The following is a 17,616-nucleotide window of genomic DNA, read 5'->3' on the forward strand; positions in this document are numbered from 1 at the left end:
GTCCAAGGGCCGACCCGTCATCGTAACAGTTGCAACGAGTCGTATGGCCACCCACACCACAGTTCCCAAGCCCATTTCCCGCCAGGACGTCCGCGCCGCCTACCGCGCCGAGGAAGACGCGATCGTCGCCGAACGCATGGCCCAGGCGTCGCGTGCCTCGCAGCTGAGCGGGGAGGCTGCCAGGCTGGCCGGTCGGCTGATCGAGGGGGCCCGGGCGCGCAAGGCGAGCGGGCTCGACGCCTTCCTGCAGCAATATGGCCTCGCGACCGAGGAAGGCATCGCCTTGATGTGCCTCGCCGAAGCGCTGCTGCGGGTGCCCGATGCGGCCACCGCCGATGCGCTGATCCGCGACAAGATCGGCGATATCGACTGGGCCGACCACCTCGGTGAAAGCTCTTCGACCTTCGTCAATGCCGCGACCTTCTCGCTGATGCTGACCGGCGAAGTGCTCGAACGGCCGGAGGAAGCGCAGAAGGGCCTCGGCAAGACGCTCAAGCGCACTGTCAACCGGCTCGGCGAACCGGTCATCCGCAAGGCGACGCTGCAGGCGATGAAGATTCTTGGCGGCCAGTTCGTCTTCGGCCGCACGATCGACGAAGCGCTCAAGCGCGCGGCGCCCGAACGCGTCAAGGGACTGACCCACAGCTTCGACATGCTCGGCGAAGCCGCGATGACCTATGCCGATGCCGAACGTTACCGCCAATCCTACGAACGCGCGATCACGCGGCTGGCGAAAGAAGCGAGCGGCAAGGTCGAAACCTCGCCCGGCATCTCGGTCAAGCTGTCGGCGCTGCATCCGAAATACAGTTTCCTCCACGCCGAACGGGCGGTGGCCGACCTGGTACCGATGATCCGCGACCTCGCGGCCCATGCGCGCGACGCCAACATCCACTTCACCATCGACGCCGAAGAGGCCGAGCGGCTCGAACTGTCGATGGACATCATCGAAGCGCTTGCAGCCGACGACAGCCTGTTCACCCGCGCCGACGGCAGCCAGTGGACGGGCTTCGGCTTGGCCATCCAGGCCTATCAGAAGCGCGGCGTGCCGCTGTGCGACTGGATCGCGCGACTGGCGCGCAAGCATGACCGGCGTTTCTTCGTCCGCCTGGTCAAGGGCGCCTATTGGGATACCGAGATCAAGCTGAGCCAGGTGGGCGGCTACAGTGACTTCCCGGTCTTCACGCGCAAGCTGGCGACCGATGTCAGCTACCTCGCCTGCGCCGAACGGCTGCTGGCGGCGGACGATGTGATCTACCCCGCCTTTGCCACGCACAACGCCTATACCATCGGGGCGATCAAGGCGCTGGCGGGTGCGCATCTGGCCTCAAGCAGCGAAGCGGTAGGCCAACCAAAGAAATTCGAATTCCAGCGCCTGCATGGCATGGGCGAGGACGTCTATGGCGCGCTCGCCGCAGCCGAGGGCAATGCCCGCACCAATGTGCGCATCTATGCCCCGGTCGGCACGCATAAGGACCTGCTCGCCTATCTGGTGCGCCGCCTGCTCGAAAACGGGGCGAACAGCAGCTTCGTCAACCGCATGGCCGACGCCGACGTGCCGGTGAGCGAGCTGGTTACCGACCCGGTGGGCGATCTGGCCGCGATGGTGCCGTATCGCAATCCCGCGATCCCGCTGCCGCGCGACATCCTGCCGAACCGCGTCAATTCGGCGGGCGTCGACCTGGCCGATCCGACCGTGCGTGAGCCCTTGCTGAAGCGCCTTGCCGCGCTGGAAGCCCGTCAGTGGCATGCCGAACCGACTTGCGTGTCGGATGCGGAGGGCGAAACCGCGCCGATCACCAAGCCGCATGACCTGTCGCAGACCGTCGGTACCCGCCGCGACGCGCTGGCCGAAGAGGTCGCCGAGGCGATCGCGCGGGCCGAAGCGATCCAGCCCGGCTGGGATGCGCTGGGCGGCGAAAAGCGCGCGCTGCTGCTCGAAGCCGCGGCCGATCTGTTCGAGGACCACACTGACGAAATCCTCAGCCTGTGCCAGCGCGAAGCGGGCAAAACGCTGGTCGACGCGGTGCTCGAACTGCGCGAGGCGGTCGATTTCCTGCGCTATTACGCGGGCGAGGCACGGCGGCTGTTCAGCGCGCCGATCCCACTGCCCGGGCCGACCGGCGAGGAGAACCGCCTGACTCTCGCGGGGCGCGGCGTCTTCGCCACGATCAGTCCGTGGAACTTCCCGCTGGCGATCTTCATCGGCCCCGCTGCTGCCGCACTGGCGGCGGGGAATACGGTGGTCGCCAAGCCTGCAGAACAGACCCCGCTGATCGCCGCTTTGGCGGTGAGACTGTGCCACGAGGCCGGTATCCCCGAAGACGTCTTCCAGCTGATCACCGGCGCAGGCGAGGTCGGTGCGATGATCACCTCCGACCCGCGCATCGCGGGCGTTGCCTTCACCGGATCGACCCAGACCGCGCAGGCGATCAACCGCAGCCTCGCCGCGCGCGATGCGCCGATCGCCACCTTCATCGCCGAAACCGGCGGGCAGAACGCGATGATCGTCGATTCGACCGCGCTACCCGAACAGGTGACGCGCGACGTCGTGGCGTCAGCCTTTCAGAGCGCCGGTCAGCGCTGTTCGGCGCTGCGCGTGCTGTATCTGCAGGATGACGTCGCCGACGGCATGCTGGAGATGATCCGCGGCGCCTTCGAGGCATTGAGCATTGGCGATCCCGAAGACCTCGCCACCGATGTCGGCCCGGTGATCGATCCCGATGCGCAAGCCGCGCTCGAACGCCATGTGGCGCGGCGCGAACAGTCGGGCCGCACGATCTGGCGGCGTGATCTCGATCCGGCACTGGCCAGCGGCTGCTTCGTCGCGCCGACGATCATCGAAATGGATTCGATCCTCGACCTCAAGCGCGAAAATTTCGGCCCCGTGCTGCACGTGGTCCGGTTCAAGGCGGAAGACCTGCCGCAGGTAGTGCGCGACATCAACGCCACCGGCTATGGCCTGACGCTCGGCCTCCACTCGCGGCTCGAGGCGACCCGCGAATATGTCGAACGCCATGCGCGGGTCGGCAATTTCTACGTCAACCGCAACCAGATCGGCGCGGTGGTCGAAAGCCAGCCCTTCGGCGGCGAGGGCCTCTCCGGCACCGGCCCCAAGGCGGGCGGCCCCCACTACGTCCTGCGTTTCGCGACCGAACGGGTGGTGTGCATCGACACCACGGCCGCCGGTGGGAATGCGACGCTGTTGGCGAGCTAGGTCGGTCGGCAGGTGAGTGTCTGGTCCAGCCTTGTGCGAGCGTCGGTATCGAGGAGCGTCAGTACCAGCGAAGCTACCTCAGTCTCGAAGCCGGGGTTGGAGCGCATCAGGGCGGCGGCTGCGCGCCCCGATTCCAGACGCTGGACCCCGTCCTGCAGGCGCTGCAGGTCGAACGGTTGGGCGGTGTCGTTCCGGTCGATCGCGCCATCCAGTCCGATCCTGCCGGTCTTGAGCGCGGGGACGACGCGACGGGAGCAGTGGCAACTCGCACTGCGCGAGACGATGCCGCATTTCGCCCGGGTGAAGTCCAGCACCGCGGCACGCGCGCGCTTCAACCGCTGGCGGTAGGCAGGCTGGGCGATCTCGAGCGCCCTGGCGGCCTCTACATCGGTAAGTTCGAAGATCTCTCCCAGGATGTAGGCGATCCGCAGGTTCCGCGACAGGCAGGTGAGCAGCGCCAGGGTGCAGCCGATCTTGACTTGCTCTAGCGCGATCGCCTCCTCAACCTTAGTCAGCCCGGCTTCGGCCAGCGGTGCCGGGCCCTGGTCGAGGTCTTCGGCGAAACCTTCGAAGCTCAGGCGCATGGCCTCGGTCCGGCTCTGCTTGCGCAGCTCGACCAGGTGGCGACAGGTGATTCGCAAGGCCCAGCCCCCCGCCGCCGCGGGATCCCGCAACGCGCCGAGATTGGTCACGATCCTGATGAGGATTTCCTGCGTTGCATCCTCGGCGGCACCGGGATCGGCCAACATGCGCAGGGCGAGGTTGTAGATCGGGCGCTGGGCGGCTCGGACCAGCGCATCGAGGGCGGCGCGGTTTCCTTCCCGCGCCGCCACGACCTGGTCTTCGCGGATGATGATCATCCTTCGAGCACCGCCTTCAGTTCTGCGAGCTCCCTGGCGAGGATCGCCATCTGCTCGTTCAAGGCGCCTTCGAGCGCTTCGAGCGCCACCGGCGGCGCCATGAGCACGAAGGAATAGATCGCCTTCCCTTCGCCATTCGCCGTCGCGCGCGAATAGGCCATACCGGCGCCGCCATCGGGGAAGGTCATGAACCAGTCGACCGTGCCCGCATCCGCCTGTGCCACGGTCTTGAGCGCGATGGGCACCGCACCGGCGGGGGTCACCAGCTCGGCCTTCTCGTGGTCCGCGCTCTTGAAGGCATTGGTCCAGTTGGGAAGGTTTGCCGGATTGGCGACATAGTCGAACACCTCATTCACCGGGCGGTCGATCTCGATCGATTGAACATCAAAGGTCTTCATGGAGTTTTCCTTGCTGCGGTGGTGCCGGCCAATCCGGCCCACATCAAGCAAGGAGGGGTGCGGGTGCCGGTCTGTGACTCACTTTCCTGGCCCATCGCAAAAAATTCTCCGCCTGCCCTTGAATGATTATTAGACCAGTCTATTTTTAATCCTGCAAGCGGCATTCATCCGCACAACGAACAACCGGCAGGACACCAGCAATGGCACGCACACGCAATGCAGACGCCTATAACGATGCGCGGGAGAAGCTCCTCACGGTGGGGATGAACCTGATCCGCTCGGGCAGCTATGAGAGCGTCGGCATCAACGACATCCTGCGCGAAGGGCAGATCCCCAAGGGATCGTTCTACCACTATTTCGACAGCAAGGAGGGCTTCGGGCTCGAAGTCGCCAGGCATTACCATGCCCAGCAGCTCGAAGGCGCGCGGGCGATCCTGCTGGACCGCGACGTGCCGCCGCTTGAACGGCTGAAGGCCTTCTTCCAGACCGCCTACGAGGATTTCGAAGCGCGCCAGTTCAGCCAGGGCTGCCTGATGTGCAACCTGACCACCGAACTCGCCGATGAAGAACCGGCCTTCCAGGCGGTGCTCCAGACCAATTGGCACGAACTCAGCGAAGTCGTCGCCGCCTGCATCGCCGAAATCGACAAGGCCGATATCGGCCTCGACCACCTGACCGACAGCGAAGCCGCAGACTGGCTGCTCAATTCCTGGAGCGGCGCGCTGACCCGCATGAAGGCAACCCGCGACGGGACGCCCCTCCGCCTCTTCCTCAAATCAACCTTCAAAGAGAGAAAGTGATCCATGGTTACCCCCCAAACCATCCTCATTACCGGTGCCAGTCGCGGCATCGGGCTGCTTGCCGCCAAGGCGCTCGCGCAGCGCGGGCACAAGGTCTACGCCTCGATGCGTGACATCACCGGTCGCAATCGCGACGCGGCCCGTGACCTCGCAGCCTGGGCCCGCGACGGCGGGTACAAGCTCGAGCCGCTGGAACTCGACGTGACCGACCAGGCGTCGGTCGACCGGGCGATCGCTACGATCGAGGCGCAGGGCCCGCTCGACGTGCTGGTCAACAATGCAGGCATCATGCCAGTGGGCCTGACCGAGGCCTTCACGCTCGACCAGCAGCAGGCCTGTTTCGACGTCAACATGTTCGGCCTCGCGCGCACCAGCCGCGCCGTCCTGCCGCACATGCGTGAACGCGGGTCGGGCCTGCTGATCAACCTCAGCTCGTCCGCCGGTCGCCTCACCATTCCCTATTTCGGCGTCTATTGCGCCAGCAAATGGGCGATGGAGGCCTATTGCGAGGCGCTTCACTACGAACTCGAACCCTTCGGGATCGACTCCGTCCTGATCGAACCGAGCGGCCACGGCACCGACCTGGTCGCATCCTCCCCCGCCCCGGCCGACATCGCCGCGGTCAAGGCCTATGGTGCCTTCGCCGGGGGTCGCGAACGGCTGCTCGGCATGTTCCAGGACATGTTCGACCAGGGCGATGCGATGACCGATGCGGGCAATGTCGCGCGCAAGATTGTCGAGCTGGTCGAGATGCAGGGCCCGCGCCCGATCCGCACACAGGTGGGCCAGGACATGGGCGTCGATGCCGTCAACGCAGCGACCGCACCGATCCAGGCCGGCTTGGTCGAGAACCTGAAGTCAGTCTACTTGCCCGAGACGGTCGATGCCTGAAGCAGGCGAGCATCTTCATATCTTCGCGACGATCCGGCCCAAGTCCGAGCATTTCGCGGAGGCGAAGGCGGCGTTGGAGCAACTTGTTGCTCCAACGCTCGCCGAGCCGGGCTGCCACCTCTTCACTGTGCTCGAGAACTGCGACGAGCCGGGGCTGCTCCACCTGTTCGAGATCTTCGACGATGAGGCCGCCGTCGCCGCACATTACGCGCAGGATTACACGAAGGCGGTCTTCGCCAGCTACCAGGCGTGGCTGGCCGCGCCGGTGGAGATCCAGCACCTCGCGACCACCTCCCCCATATCAGCGGAGCAATTCTTCCTATGACCAATGCCCTGATCGTCGGCGCGGGCCCGGGCCTCAGCGCCTCGCTCGCCCGGCTGCTCACCGCGCGCGGAGCAAACGTGGCGCTGGCCGCGCGCGATATCCGCAAACTCGCCAACCTGTGCGAGGAAACCGGCGCGAGTGCTCATGCCTGCGACGCCTCAGACGAGGGTAGCGTCGAGAGCCTGTTCGCGCAGCTGGCGGCAGAGGGTCGCTCGCCCGACCTCCTGGTCTACAATGCCAGCGGCTATACCCGCGGCCCGATCGCGGAACTCGACACGGGCAAGGTACGCGATGTGCTGATGGTCAGCGCCTATGGCGCCTTCCTGGTGGCGCGCGCGGCGGCCCAGGTCATGCTCGCAAAGGGCGGCGGCACCATGCTGTTCACCGGCGCTTCCGCGGGGGTGAAGGGCTATGCCCAATCCGCGCCCTTCGCGATGGGCAAGTTCGCCCTGCGCGGTCTGTGCCAGAGCCTCGCCAGGGAGCTGGCACCGCGCAACATCCACGTCGCACATTTCGTGATCGACGGCGTCATCTACCAGCCCGAACGCGGCGCGCCCTACGACGACCTCGACACAACGCTCCACCCCGATGCGATCGCCCAGTCCTACCTGGCAGTCGCCGACCAGGATCGCAGCGCATGGAGCTGGGAAGTCGAACTGCGCCCTTACAACGAGACCTTCTGAGGCGATGCATCTGCTGCGAAGCCACTCAAATCTCGTACGGGCCGATTGCAGCCAAATTAGGGGGCGGTAGAGTGCCGACATGGCCAGGCTAGTTTTGATGTTGATTGCCGCAATGAGTTTGCTTGGCTGCACCGACACGCGAACAATTGACGAGAAAGTTCGAGACGCCATTTCAGTCTGTTCGACTTCTGAAGAATGCTTCTTGCTGGATGACACTGGGAATCGGCAGATCATCGCGCGCCCAAAGACGGATGTTCATCGGCCAGCGCTTCTTTGTGGAGATCATGCTACGCTCAAACGAGTGGCGGACGATAGATCGGAGCATTCTGGACTTTATCGGGGACTGTGTGAGGTCGAAGGGTCAAAAACCGCGCAGGTCACCTTGTGGTATTTTCCCGATGGTCGCTACAATTTGACCATCGAAGACTGCCAATCGACAGGCTGCAAGCGCGGATGGTTCTCACCGATATAGCGGTAGCTTGGAATAGCCGCTTACCCCTGACGGTTCCGCGCCAGCTTTGAGATCAGGCCCCAATCGCCTGCAATCAGCGCCTGCTTCTTCGCCCGGCTCCAGCCCTTGATCCGTCGCTCGGCGTCGAACGCCTCGTCTCGCGTCGGGAACTCCTCGGACCACTGAAGTCTCACCGGCAAGCGCTTTGCGGTGTAGCCACCCATCGCTCCCGACTGGTGTTGCGCCATGCGCTCGCCGAGATTGTCAGTGTGTCCGGCATAATAGCTGCCGTCATTGCACAGGAGGAGATAAGCGTAGAAGGCCATTCCAAGGAGCTATGGCCAGCGCATGGCCTTCGACAAGCTCAGACTGAGCGGGTTTGGTGCGATTTGACCGCTACTAGAACACGGCGCCCCACAGTTGCTACCTTCCCCGCTCGCTGAACCTAATCCCGACGCCCGCTCAGCCTGAGCCTGTCGAAGGCTAGTCAATACAATTGCGCAAAAGGGGATATCCCACCCCCTTCGCTTGCCCCCGCCAGCCCAATCGGGAATCCCTCACGCATGGCGATTCTTTCGGACAAGTGGATCCGCGACAAGGCGATGAACGAGGGGATGATCGAGCCCTTCGTCGAAGCGCAGCGGCGCGAGGGGTGCATCTCTTACGGGCTGTCCAGCTTCGGCTATGACGCCCGCGTGGCGCCCGAATTCAAGATCTTCACCAATGTCGACAGCGCGGTGGTCGATCCCAAGGATTTCGCCAGCAACAGCTTCGTCGACCGCGATACCGATGTCTGCGTGATCCCGCCCAACAGCTTCGCCCTGGCGCGCACGGTCGAATATTTCCGTATCCCCGAAGACGTGCTGGTGATCTGCCTGGGCAAGAGCACCTATGCGCGCTGCGGAATCATCGTGAACGTTACCCCGCTCGAGCCGGGCTGGGAAGGCCACGTCACGCTGGAATTCTCCAACACCACCCCGCTCCCGGCGAAGATCTACGCCAATGAAGGGGCGTGCCAGTTCCTTTTCCTGCAGGGCAACGAGCGACCCGAAGTGACCTATGCCGACCGCGCAGGCAAATATATGGGCCAGCGCGGGGTCACTCTGCCACGCCTATGAGCGTCGGCCGCTTTCCGTTCTGGCGCGTGGTGCCCAATGATCGGGATGGCCAGCGAAGCGGCGAATTCGTGCTCCCCGTCATGCCGCCGGCCACAGCCGGGCCCGATGGCGCGCCGCATATCATGGGCGGCGTTGCGCTGGCGGCGATTGTCGATGCGATGGAGCTCGACAGCGAATTGCCGCTGTTGTGGGCACAGGTGCAGTTCCTTGGCCCCACCCAGCATGCCGAAGAGCTCGCCATCGAAGTGGAACAATGCGGCGGCGGGCAGGCGGTGGCGCAATATGCCGCATCGGCCAGCGTCAACGGACGCCCGACCCACCGGGCGAGCGGGGCGCTGGGCTATCGCGAGCCCTACGAACAGACGCTGTTCGCCAAGATGCCCGACGTCGTCGGACCCGATGCCGCAACGCCGGTCGAGATAAGCCATTCGGCGCCCGGCGGCCTGCCCGACCAGTTCGACTATCACGTTGCGCTCCATGACGAGGAGCGGGGCGTGCACGCCGTCTGGACCCGCTCGCGCGCCGGGTTCGCGGTGGACGCAGGCTGGCTGGCAATCATCTCCGACCTGTTCCTGGGCGCGCATCCGGCATCGCGCGGGGGATCGAGCCTCGATGCCATGTTCCGGTTTGTGCAGGGCTGCGAGCCCGGATGGGTGCTTTCGGTCACCGAATTCGCCGCCTTCGAACGCGGCGTGGTCCACGGTTCGGCGCGGCATTTTGCCGAAGACGGGCGCTTGCTGGCAATCTCCAGCCAGACCGGCGTGCTGCCCCGCATCCCGCGCGCATCATAGCAGGTCAGGCTTGGCCGGCTTGCGCGCTTTCCTACTTGCCCGAAATGCGCCTTGGTCGCGGCAATGGCCGCCTCGCATCCAGACTTCCGCTCGCGCAGCCCCGGTTACCGGGTGACACTTCGGGTCCGTGGGGATTACGGCAGCCCCACCGCAACGCGACACTTTGCCTATGCGGGGCGTGACAGCCGGGAACGCCAGGGTGACACCTCGGCCAGCGCGGGTGACACATCTGGCCCCAGGGTGACGCTTCACGCGTTGCAGAATGACATTGCGAGAGATTCTTGGCTGGACCCTGTTCCACCCGTTCCACCCTTTAGGATTTCTAGGGCTTTGACAGGTGCTGGCTGCGCGCGCATTCATGGGGGCAAAGGAGAGACAGCATGGCCGAGAGGGAATTCGATATCGTGGTCTATGGGGCGACCGGCTACACCGGACGTCTCGTCGCCGAACATTTCGTGCGCGAATATGGCAGCAGACCCGATGCGCCCAAATGGGCCATGGCCGGGCGCAGCATGGCCAAGCTGGAGGAAGTGCGCGACGAAATCGGCGCGCCCAAGTCGACCCCGCTGGTGGTTGCCGATGCCGACGATCCGGCCAGCCTCGAAGCGATGTGCAACCGCACCAGGGTAGTGCTGACCACGGTCGGGCCGTATCAGCTCTATGGCGATGCGTTGGTCGCCGCCTGCGTGAAGACCGGGACCGACTATGCCGACCTATGCGGCGAGCCCGCCTGGATGCGCGAACAGATCGACCTGCATCACGAAGCCGCGAAGAAGAGCGGCGCGCGGATCACCTTTTCGAGCGGGTTCGATTCGATCCCCTTCGATCTCGGCGTGTTGATGCTCCAGCAGGAGGCGGTGAAGCGGCACGGGTCGCCTGCGCCGCGGGTGAAGTGTCGCGTGCGCGCCATGCAAGGCGGCTTCTCGGGCGGCACCGCGGCCAGCCTGACTGAGACGATGAAGGCGGCCGCCAGGAAGCCGTCGATCATCAAGGTGCTCAATTCGCCCTTCGGCCTGACCCCCGGCTTCGAGGGCCCCGACCAGCCCAACGGGATGATCCCGCGGCACGAGGCCGAGCTCGACAAGTGGGCCGCGCCCTTCATCATGGCGACGATCAACACCAAGAACGTCCACCGCACCAATTTCCTGCGTGGGCATCCCTATGGCGAAGATTTCCGCTACGACGAGATGATGCTCACCAGCCCGGGCGAGGCGGGCAAGGCCGCTGCCAATGCGGTGCTGGACATGCTCAAGAACCCCTTCGGCGCCAAGCCGCCCAAGCCGGGTGAGGGGCCGAGCAAGGAAGAGCGCGAGAACGGCTTCTATGACGTGCTGTTCATCGGCGAATGGCCCGACGGCGCGCGGCTGCATTACGGCGTGAAGGGGCGGTACGATCCGGGTTACGGTTCGACCAGCCGCATGCTCGCCGAAACCGGCATGGCGCTGCTCGATAGCAAAGCAGGTGGCGGCGTGGGGACGCCGGGCGCGTTCCTCGGCGAGGCGCTGGTCGAGAGACTGCGCGACCACGCCGAACTGAGCTTCGCCGTCGAAGACTAGTCGAGTGGCCTAGAAATTGAACCGGGCGCTGATCCTGAAGTCGCGCCCGGCCAGCGGGGCATAGTCCTTGAGGATCGAGCTCGCCCGGCGCGCGACGACGTCGAAGATGTTGTTGGCCGAAAGCGCGAAGCTCAACGGTCGGTCTTCGCCCCAGGGGCGCCAGGTCAGCTCGGCATTGACCATGGTATAGCCATCGGTCGACGTCTCCAGCGGTGCGGTACGGGTCTGGCTGTCGACCCATTCGACCTCGGCCCGCGCGTCGATCATGCGCGATTCCAGGCCGATCCCGCCAAGCGCCCGCAGCGGCGGAATGCGCGGGGCCGGACCGTAATCGAGGATGGTGGCGTGGGTATAGTCGACGAGGCCATCGGCGACGATATCCATCTCGCCGATACTGGCCAGGGTCAGGGTGCCCTGCAGTTCGAAGCCATAGTACCGCGCGTCGCCCTGGACGCCTTCGTAGACTGGCAGGCCGTCCTCTATATCGCCGGTCTGGCGCTGGTAGATGTAGTCGGAGAACCAGGTGTAATAGGCGGAGGCCTCGACCGTGTAGCGGTCGCCGCCGCCGCGCAGGATCGCCTCGACGCTGGTGGCCTTCTCCACGCGGAAGTCGGGGTTGCCGATCTCGAACGACTGCGTTCCCGCATGGGGACCGTTGGCGAACAGTTCCTCCGCACTCGGCGCGCGGCCCGTGCGGGCGACGTTCACGCCGATCCGCCAGTCCCCGGCAAAGTTCCAGGTGCCGCCGATCGAGCCCGAGAAGGTGTCGAAACTGCGGCTACCATCGAAGAACTCGGTCTGCTCCAGGGCAGGTTGCGCGGAGACGTTCTGATGGCCGTAGCGTGCGCCAGCCTCGAGCTTGATCATGCCGAGATCGAGCTGCTGCACGGTGAAGAGGCCAAAGGTCCTGGTCGAGTTCTTGGGCAGGAAGGCTTCGTCGCCGATCACGTTAAAGTCGCGGAACGAGTATTGGGCACCGCTGGCGCCGCTCCAGTTGCCGCGCCGCGCCTGCGTCAGTTCGAGACGCCCCTCCTGGCCCTTGTTGAGGAAGGAGGTGCCGATCTCACCGCTTTCTTCGAGTTCGAAATGGGCGTAGTCGGCATAGGCCCAGCGCAGGCGGATCTTGTCGAAGAATCCGCTTTCGGGCGTGACTTCAGCGCGAACGTCGACGCGGTCCTGCGACAGGCTGATGCGCGGATCTTCCTGCTCTTCATCCGGCTGCGTCGCGAAGCGCAGCGGCACACCATAGAGCGTTTCATGGTGGCTATAGGAGACACCAAGGCTGCCGCCGTCATCGATAAAGGCGAGGCCAGCCCCCGCGCTCCAGGTGCGGCTGGCGGTGTTGGGCAGGATCCCGCGCACGCCGGCATTCTCTGCAAACAGCGGATCGCTTGTGGCAGTGGTAGAGGCTAGTGCCTGCTGGCGCAGCGCCGGGGTCAGCGCGAAACCGCCGATCTCGAGGTCGTCGCTCTTCGAGTAGCTTCCGTCGGCATGGACAACCCATTTGTCGCCCAAGGGCACATCGACCGTGCCTGACGCGGCGCGCTGGTTCGCGGCGGAAGCGTAGTCCAGGTCACCTGCGAAGTGCACCGGCTCGTCCGGCACATGCATCGGAATCCGGCGATCGATCACATTGACCACACCGCCCACAACCGATGGCGAGTAAAGCAGTGCCTGCGGACCACGCAGCACTTCGATGCGCTCGGCGAGCAGCGGGTCGACCGCAGTGGCATGGTCGGCCGAAGTATTGGACACGTCGATCGAACCCAGGCCATTGCTCAACACGCTGACCCGCTCACCCTGCAAGCCACGGAGGATGGGGCGCGATGCAGTGGGTCCGAAGGAACTGGCGGAAACCCCCGGCAAGTGGGCCAATGTCTCGCCGATCGAGGGTCGTACTGCGTTGGCCAGGTCTTCGGTCGAGAGCACGCCGACTGCCGAAAGCATGTCTTGCCGGTTGGTCTGCAGGACCCCGGTGACAATTATCTCTTCGGGGGTCGTCGGGTGCGTATCCTCCGCAGTGTCGCTGGCCTCCAAGGCAAGGTCTTCGCTTGCCTGCTGGGCCATGGCCACCTGCGCACTGGGCAGCGCAAGCAGGGGGAGAGAGGCGAGGAGAATGGAGCGGCCAGTCTTATGATACAACATAACGACGGCCAGATAGGCATGGGCGTTCCGTGCACAAGTGTTTTCTTTGCTGCGCGTCCACGCAATAGATGAAAGGCCAACGGCGTGCGACGAACCGCTGCGGCGCTGGCGTCAGTCGTCTTCCCGGCGTTCAGCGGCTGCCCGTTCGGCTTCGATTCTTCGGACGTCGGCCTCATTCGCCGGGCGGGCGGGCCAGGCGCAGCCCCGCGCGTGTCCCACGCCCTTGAGGAAGCCGCGCCGGGCCATGCCTGCGCGAATTGCGTTCTGGAGTTTGCGCTGCTCGGAACTCGCCCCCGAGACTTCCCGAATCAAGCTGCGGAAAGGGATCAGCGAACCGACGGCGAACTTGCCAACGTCCCCCGCGGTAAGCCGCCCCTTCGACCCTGCTGAGAGATCATAGTCATCGCCCAGCAGCGCATCGAGCCGACCCACTTCGGCGATCAGGGCCCGGCAGCCAGAAAGACCGTTGAGGTCGTAAGGTTGGTCGACCGCGTGTTGCAGCAGTTCGGGAATCTCACCCTTCTTGAGGTTTAGGTCGGTCAGTGGAGTGCTGACGACATCCTCGGCATCGGGTTCTGCTTCGGTAACCGGTGCCTGCTGCGCCCAAACCGGCCCTGCGGCCGACCACAATAGGACGGCGGCGACATATGATACGGATTTCGCCATGGTTACTACCTTCGGATTGCCCGTCGAGGCTAGCCTCGACGGGCCTCCCGTGCAAATCCGTCCCCGGGTCGACTCAAGGCCGGTGGACTAACCCAACCCCTAGAGCGTTTGCGCCAGAGCACCGGCAAACGCGCGCAGGACGGGCTCGTTGCGACGGTAATAGCACCAACCACGCTTTCGAACGCAGGTCACCAGTCCAGTCGATTCGAGCAGCTTCAAGTGTCGAGACGCAGTCGCCGGGGTGACTTGCCATTTCTCGGCAATGTGCAGGGCGCACACCCCATCGCCCTCAAGGTCGCCTTCCCGCTGTGGAGGAAAGTGGGACTGAGGATCCTTCAACCATGCAAGCAATTGTCGCCGGCTAGGCGACGCCAATGCCTTGAAGATCTCGTCCTCGCCCTCGCGAAATTCGGTGCCTGCCCTGCTCATAGGTTCCTTACGTTTGCCTTTGATTGATCAATATGCCAATTAGCTAATCAGCATGCCAGCTGCATTGGATCGCAAATCGGTGTACCCCCTCGATCTCATCGTGGAAATAGTGGGCTGGATGGGCGCGTCGCTCATCCTGCTGGCTTACTGCCTTTTGTCCATCGGCAAGATGCAGGCCACGTCGCCCGCCTACCAGTGGCTCAACATTGGCGGGGCAGTCGGCTTCATCGTGAATAGCGGCTGGAATGGAGCGATGCCTTCGGTGGCGCTGAACATCATCTGGTTCGGAATAGGAATCACCGCACTATGGAAACTGAAAAGGAATGGCGTCTCGTCGATCTGAGCCATGAGATCGAAGAGGGCATGGAAACTTACATCGGTCTGCCTGGCCCCCATATTTGCGACTTCTACAGTCGCGAAACGAGTGCGGCCAACTTCGATGACGGGTCCAGCTTCCTGATTGGACGGATCGACATGGTCTCCAACACCGGGACCTATGTGGATGCGCCGTTCCACCGCTTCGTGGATGGCAAGGACCTGGCCGGCCTACCCCTGGAATCGCTGGCGGACCTTGAAGCCATCGTGGTGCGGAGGCCGTTCGAACACGGCCTGGCCACCGAGGCGGAGCACCTTGACGGACTGGACGTCCAAGGCAAGGCCGTGCTCATTGCGACGGGCTGGGACCGGCACTGGCGAAACACAACCTACTTCACCGACCACCCATACCTCACGGAATCCGCCGCTCGGTTTCTGGCAGAACGCGGCGCCAGCTTTGTGGGGATCGATTCTCACAACATAGACGATACGCGCGTGAGGGCACGCCCGGTCCACACGACACTGCTCGGCGCCGATATCCCGATCGGTGAACACCTAACCAATCTCGACGATCTGCCGGATGCGGGCTTTCGCTTCCATGCGGTACCACCGAAGATCGTCGGCTTCGGGACCTTCCCGGTAAGAGCATACGCCAAGGTCGGTTCCGGGCAGTGACTACTCGGCCGGTGTGAAGGCACGCCGGATGACGTCCATGCTTTGCGCCTTCAGGGGATCGCGCAAGTCGGTTGAGCGCGCCGACAGCTCGAGGGGGTAGCTTCCCAGTTCCACCGGCGGCTCGAAGACATGAAGGTCGGCGACCCGCGCGATTGCCCGTGCTGCATGGGCAGGTATCGTTGCAATCATATCGCCTTCAAGGAGGAAGGGGACTGCGGAGAAATGAGTGCTCGAAGCCACGACGCTGCGGCTCCTCCCCAAAGCAGCAAGGGCCGTATCGACGATGCCGCTCATCCCGCCAGCCGAGATAAGCAAATGTGGTCGATCGCAGAATTGGTCCAGGTCGATTACCCCGTGCTCGCCATCCTTCCGCGCTATGCTTAGATAGACCGAAGTACCGAGCAGAATGCGGTGCAGTCCGCGCGCCATCAGGCCGCCCGAGCCAAGGGCGAAATCGATGGTCCTCTCTCTCAGGAGCTCTGCCGCGATCTCACTGTGCGATTGGCGGAAGACCGGGACCACCATTGGCAGGTCGTTCGAGAAACTGGCAATCAAGCGCGACCCGAACGCCATCTCGATATCGTCGGACATGCCCAGAATGACGTGCCGCCTCTCGGATATACTGCCCCCCAAGGTTGCGCGGATGGCATCCATGGCGCGCCTGATATCAGGCGCCAGTTCCAGTGCCCTGACCGTTGGTGCCATGCCATGCCCCGCACGAAAGAACAGGATGTCGCCATAGCTCTTTCTGAGTCGGCCGAGAGCCGCACTGACTGCGGCCTGGCTGAGATTGAGCCGGTGAGCAGTCCGGGTCACACTCTCCTCCTCGAGCAGCGCCTCGAAGACACGGAGTAGATTCAGGTCGAGTTGATCAGTCATCAATCAAAGCGATATCAAGTATCTGTTCTATCTGTTGTATGAATAGTTGTCATGCCCATCTGTCGCGCGAACGAAACGGGAGACGAAAACCCATGGCACGCCTAGCAGCCTTGCAGATCGGTTCACGGCCGGAAGGTCCGAGCGCCACACTTGAGACAATTCTCCGCCATGAAGCGGAACTGGCAGACGAGCGAGTTGATCTGCTGGTGCTGCCCGAGGCCGTCTTCGGCGGCTATCCCAAAGGCGCAGGGTTCGGAACACAACTCGGGTTCCGCACCGCTGCAGGTCGAGAAGAGTTTGCGGCCTATTATGACCACGCGATCGATCTGGACGGCCCCGAGATCACAGAGCTGGCCGCCATGTCGGTGCGGCTCGATTGCTCGATCGTCGCCGGAGTGATCGAACGCGACGGAAGCACGCTATATTGCACCGCGGTTTATCTCGAGCCCGGCAAGGGCCTGGTAGCGAAGCATCGCAAGCTCATGCCGACGGGCACCGAACGGCTGATCTGGGGCCAAGGCGACGGGTCCACATTGCCGGTGATCGATAGCCGGGCCGGCAAGCTCGCAGCGGCAATTTGCTGGGAGAACTACATGCCCATGCTGCGCATGGCCTATTATGCGAAGGGCGTGGAGATATGGTGCGCCCCGACCGTCGATGCCCGACCGGAATGGCAAGCGACCATGCGCCATGTGGCGCTCGAAGGGCGCTGCTTCGTAGTCTCGGCGTGCCAGTACCAGCAGCCACCGGCTCGATCGGGCGCCAAGGTTGCCAACTGGCCGGATGATGCCGACCTGATCTCGGGCGGGTCGGTGATCTTCGGCCCCCTGGGCGAAGAACTCGCCGCTCCGCTGCGGGGTTCCGAAGGCCTGATGGTGGCCGATTACGACCGCAGTGCGATCGCCCGCGCGCGGTACGACTTCGACGTTGCCGGGCATTACGCACGGCCCGACATCTTCCAATTGTCGGTCGACACTACTCGCCGCGCCTCCGTGTCGTTCTGCGAGAAGGACGTTGAAGGCACCTGAAGTACTGGCCTAGACGGCGATCAATGGCTGCCACACCTGGTGGAGATCAAGGATGCCAAAAGTAGTCACCGAGATCGCGCAGTACCGCGCGGATCGAGCTTGGGGCGCAATGGATCTCATCGATATCGAGGGTGCGAGCGTTCGGGTGCATTGGACCGACCAGCCCTATAAGTGGCACAAGAACGATGGCGCAGAGGTTTTCGTCGTGCTCAACGGCGAGGTCGACATGCACTATCGCCTCGACGACATCGAGCATTGTGCCCGGCTAACAGCATCGGACATATTCGTTGCGGAAGTCGGTGACGAACATGTGGCTCATCCCGTCGGAGAGGCCCGCATACTAGTAATCGAAAAGCGCGGTTCGGTGTAACCGAACCTTATCCGGAGTGACG

The 17,616-nt window shown here is 63.9% G+C and carries 18 protein-coding genes; 12 read left to right on the plus strand and 6 right to left on the minus strand.

Annotated features, from left to right (window positions below; translation table 11 throughout):
- Positions 1–43: 43 nt before the first annotated feature.
- Positions 44–3,214, plus strand: a complete 3,171-nt coding sequence (gene putA / locus HQR01_RS04090; protein ID WP_173212802.1) for a bifunctional proline dehydrogenase/L-glutamate gamma-semialdehyde dehydrogenase PutA — start codon at positions 44–46, stop codon at positions 3,212–3,214.
- Here the strand turns inward: putA and HQR01_RS04095 are convergent.
- Both HQR01_RS04095 and HQR01_RS04100 read right to left on the minus strand, forming a co-directional pair.
- Positions 3,211–4,074: an RNA polymerase sigma factor gene (locus HQR01_RS04095; RefSeq protein ID WP_173212803.1), complete on the minus strand. Its 864-nt coding sequence runs from the start codon at positions 4,072–4,074 to the stop codon at positions 3,211–3,213. The genes putA and HQR01_RS04095 overlap by 4 nt on opposite strands.
- Complete coding sequence (locus tag HQR01_RS04100; RefSeq protein WP_173212804.1) at positions 4,071–4,472, minus strand: SRPBCC family protein; 402 nt, start codon at positions 4,470–4,472, stop codon at positions 4,071–4,073. The genes HQR01_RS04095 and HQR01_RS04100 overlap by 4 nt, the downstream gene beginning before the upstream one ends.
- Positions 4,473–4,672: 200 nt before the next feature.
- Between HQR01_RS04100 and HQR01_RS04105 the strand changes: the two genes are divergently transcribed.
- From HQR01_RS04105 to HQR01_RS04120, 4 genes are read left to right on the plus strand one after another with little or no spacing between them, the layout of a single operon-like run.
- Positions 4,673–5,272 (plus strand): TetR/AcrR family transcriptional regulator, encoded by a 600-nt coding sequence (locus HQR01_RS04105; RefSeq protein WP_173212805.1) that lies wholly within the window; start codon positions 4,673–4,675, stop codon positions 5,270–5,272.
- A 3-nt stretch (positions 5,273–5,275) separates the two neighbouring features.
- Positions 5,276–6,163, plus strand: a complete 888-nt coding sequence (locus HQR01_RS04110) for an SDR family oxidoreductase (RefSeq protein ID WP_173212806.1) — start codon at positions 5,276–5,278, stop codon at positions 6,161–6,163.
- Entirely contained in the window at positions 6,156–6,488 is a 333-nt protein-coding gene (locus HQR01_RS04115) for a putative quinol monooxygenase (protein WP_173212807.1), read from the plus strand. The genes HQR01_RS04110 and HQR01_RS04115 overlap by 8 nt, the downstream gene beginning before the upstream one ends.
- Positions 6,485–7,171 (plus strand): SDR family NAD(P)-dependent oxidoreductase, encoded by a 687-nt coding sequence (locus HQR01_RS04120; protein ID WP_173212808.1) that lies wholly within the window; start codon positions 6,485–6,487, stop codon positions 7,169–7,171. Before HQR01_RS04115 ends, HQR01_RS04120 begins: the two co-directional genes overlap by 4 nt.
- 492 nt (positions 7,172–7,663) lie before the next feature.
- Here HQR01_RS04120 and HQR01_RS04125 read toward each other — a convergent pair whose 3' ends face one another.
- Positions 7,664–7,948, minus strand: coding sequence for a GIY-YIG nuclease family protein (locus HQR01_RS04125; RefSeq protein ID WP_173212810.1), 285 nt, complete (start codon positions 7,946–7,948; stop codon positions 7,664–7,666).
- 237 nt (positions 7,949–8,185) lie between these two features.
- Here HQR01_RS04125 and dcd point away from each other — a divergent pair, with 237 nt between their 5' ends.
- The 3 genes from dcd to HQR01_RS04140 all read left to right on the plus strand — a co-directional run bounded on the left by dcd (position 8,186) and on the right by HQR01_RS04140 (position 11,087).
- On the plus strand, positions 8,186–8,740 hold the full coding sequence (gene dcd, locus HQR01_RS04130) for a dCTP deaminase (RefSeq protein ID WP_173212812.1): 555 nt from the start codon (positions 8,186–8,188) through the stop codon (positions 8,738–8,740).
- Positions 8,737–9,531 carry a thioesterase family protein gene (locus tag HQR01_RS04135; protein WP_173212814.1) on the plus strand — a complete coding sequence of 265 codons (795 nt, stop codon included), beginning with the start codon at positions 8,737–8,739 and terminating at the stop codon, positions 9,529–9,531. Before dcd ends, HQR01_RS04135 begins: the two co-directional genes overlap by 4 nt.
- Positions 9,532–9,911: 380 nt before the next feature.
- The gene (locus HQR01_RS04140; protein ID WP_173212816.1) at positions 9,912–11,087 is read left to right on the plus strand and encodes a saccharopine dehydrogenase family protein; all 1,176 of its coding nucleotides are present in this window, start codon (positions 9,912–9,914) and stop codon (positions 11,085–11,087) included.
- A 9-nt stretch (positions 11,088–11,096) separates the two neighbouring features.
- Here the strand turns inward: HQR01_RS04140 and HQR01_RS04145 are convergent, their stop codons facing one another.
- Positions 11,097–13,154: a TonB-dependent receptor gene (locus HQR01_RS04145; RefSeq protein ID WP_173212818.1), complete on the minus strand. Its 2,058-nt coding sequence runs from the start codon at positions 13,152–13,154 to the stop codon at positions 11,097–11,099.
- 189 nt (positions 13,155–13,343) lie between these two features.
- Entirely contained in the window at positions 13,344–13,898 is a 555-nt protein-coding gene (locus HQR01_RS04150; RefSeq protein WP_188115108.1) for a hypothetical protein, read from the minus strand.
- 481 nt (positions 13,899–14,379) lie between these two features.
- Between HQR01_RS04150 and HQR01_RS04160 the strand changes: the two genes are divergently transcribed.
- Together HQR01_RS04160 and HQR01_RS04165 are read left to right on the plus strand one after the other, a co-directional pair.
- Positions 14,380–14,670 (plus strand): CBU_0592 family membrane protein, encoded by a 291-nt coding sequence (locus HQR01_RS04160; protein WP_173212820.1) that lies wholly within the window; start codon positions 14,380–14,382, stop codon positions 14,668–14,670.
- Positions 14,634–15,317, plus strand: coding sequence for a cyclase family protein (locus HQR01_RS04165; protein WP_173212821.1), 684 nt, complete (start codon positions 14,634–14,636; stop codon positions 15,315–15,317). The genes HQR01_RS04160 and HQR01_RS04165 overlap by 37 nt, the downstream gene beginning before the upstream one ends.
- Here HQR01_RS04165 and HQR01_RS04170 read toward each other — a convergent pair whose 3' ends face one another.
- Positions 15,318–16,196, minus strand: coding sequence for a LysR family transcriptional regulator (locus HQR01_RS04170; RefSeq protein ID WP_173212822.1), 879 nt, complete (start codon positions 16,194–16,196; stop codon positions 15,318–15,320).
- Positions 16,197–16,288: 92 nt separating this feature from the next.
- Here HQR01_RS04170 and HQR01_RS04175 point away from each other — a divergent pair, with 92 nt between their 5' ends.
- Both HQR01_RS04175 and HQR01_RS04180 read left to right on the plus strand, forming a co-directional pair.
- Positions 16,289–17,224, plus strand: a complete 936-nt coding sequence (locus tag HQR01_RS04175; RefSeq protein WP_173212823.1) for a carbon-nitrogen hydrolase family protein — start codon at positions 16,289–16,291, stop codon at positions 17,222–17,224.
- A 52-nt stretch (positions 17,225–17,276) separates the two neighbouring features.
- Entirely contained in the window at positions 17,277–17,594 is a 318-nt protein-coding gene (locus HQR01_RS04180; protein WP_173212824.1) for a cupin, read from the plus strand.
- The last annotated feature ends 22 nt before the right edge of the window (positions 17,595–17,616 follow it).

It is taken from the genome of Erythrobacter mangrovi, assembly GCF_013260645.1.
GTDB classification, from domain to species: Bacteria; Pseudomonadota; Alphaproteobacteria; order Sphingomonadales; family Sphingomonadaceae; genus Qipengyuania; species Qipengyuania mangrovi.

Coding starts and splice junctions, on each gene's coding strand:
- putA (WP_173212802.1), top strand. CDS start 44: ATGGCCACCCACACCACAGTTCCCAAGCCCATTTCCCGCCAGGACGTC.
- HQR01_RS04095 (WP_173212803.1), bottom strand. CDS start 4,074: ATGATCATCATCCGCGAAGACCAGGTCGTGGCGGCGCGGGAAGGAAAC.
- HQR01_RS04100 (WP_173212804.1), bottom strand. CDS start 4,472: ATGAAGACCTTTGATGTTCAATCGATCGAGATCGACCGCCCGGTGAAT.
- HQR01_RS04105 (WP_173212805.1), top strand. CDS start 4,673: ATGGCACGCACACGCAATGCAGACGCCTATAACGATGCGCGGGAGAAG.
- HQR01_RS04110 (WP_173212806.1), top strand. CDS start 5,276: ATGGTTACCCCCCAAACCATCCTCATTACCGGTGCCAGTCGCGGCATC.
- HQR01_RS04115 (WP_173212807.1), top strand. CDS start 6,156: ATGCCTGAAGCAGGCGAGCATCTTCATATCTTCGCGACGATCCGGCCC.
- HQR01_RS04120 (WP_173212808.1), top strand. CDS start 6,485: ATGACCAATGCCCTGATCGTCGGCGCGGGCCCGGGCCTCAGCGCCTCG.
- HQR01_RS04125 (WP_173212810.1), bottom strand. CDS start 7,948: ATGGCCTTCTACGCTTATCTCCTCCTGTGCAATGACGGCAGCTATTAT.
- dcd (WP_173212812.1), top strand. CDS start 8,186: ATGGCGATTCTTTCGGACAAGTGGATCCGCGACAAGGCGATGAACGAG.
- HQR01_RS04135 (WP_173212814.1), top strand. CDS start 8,737: ATGAGCGTCGGCCGCTTTCCGTTCTGGCGCGTGGTGCCCAATGATCGG.
- HQR01_RS04140 (WP_173212816.1), top strand. CDS start 9,912: ATGGCCGAGAGGGAATTCGATATCGTGGTCTATGGGGCGACCGGCTAC.
- HQR01_RS04145 (WP_173212818.1), bottom strand. CDS start 13,154: ATGGCCCAGCAGGCAAGCGAAGACCTTGCCTTGGAGGCCAGCGACACT.
- HQR01_RS04150 (WP_188115108.1), bottom strand. CDS start 13,898: ATGGCGAAATCCGTATCATATGTCGCCGCCGTCCTATTGTGGTCGGCC.
- HQR01_RS04160 (WP_173212820.1), top strand. CDS start 14,380: ATGCCAGCTGCATTGGATCGCAAATCGGTGTACCCCCTCGATCTCATC.
- HQR01_RS04165 (WP_173212821.1), top strand. CDS start 14,634: ATGGAAACTGAAAAGGAATGGCGTCTCGTCGATCTGAGCCATGAGATC.
- HQR01_RS04170 (WP_173212822.1), bottom strand. CDS start 16,196: ATGACTGATCAACTCGACCTGAATCTACTCCGTGTCTTCGAGGCGCTG.
- HQR01_RS04175 (WP_173212823.1), top strand. CDS start 16,289: ATGGCACGCCTAGCAGCCTTGCAGATCGGTTCACGGCCGGAAGGTCCG.
- HQR01_RS04180 (WP_173212824.1), top strand. CDS start 17,277: ATGCCAAAAGTAGTCACCGAGATCGCGCAGTACCGCGCGGATCGAGCT.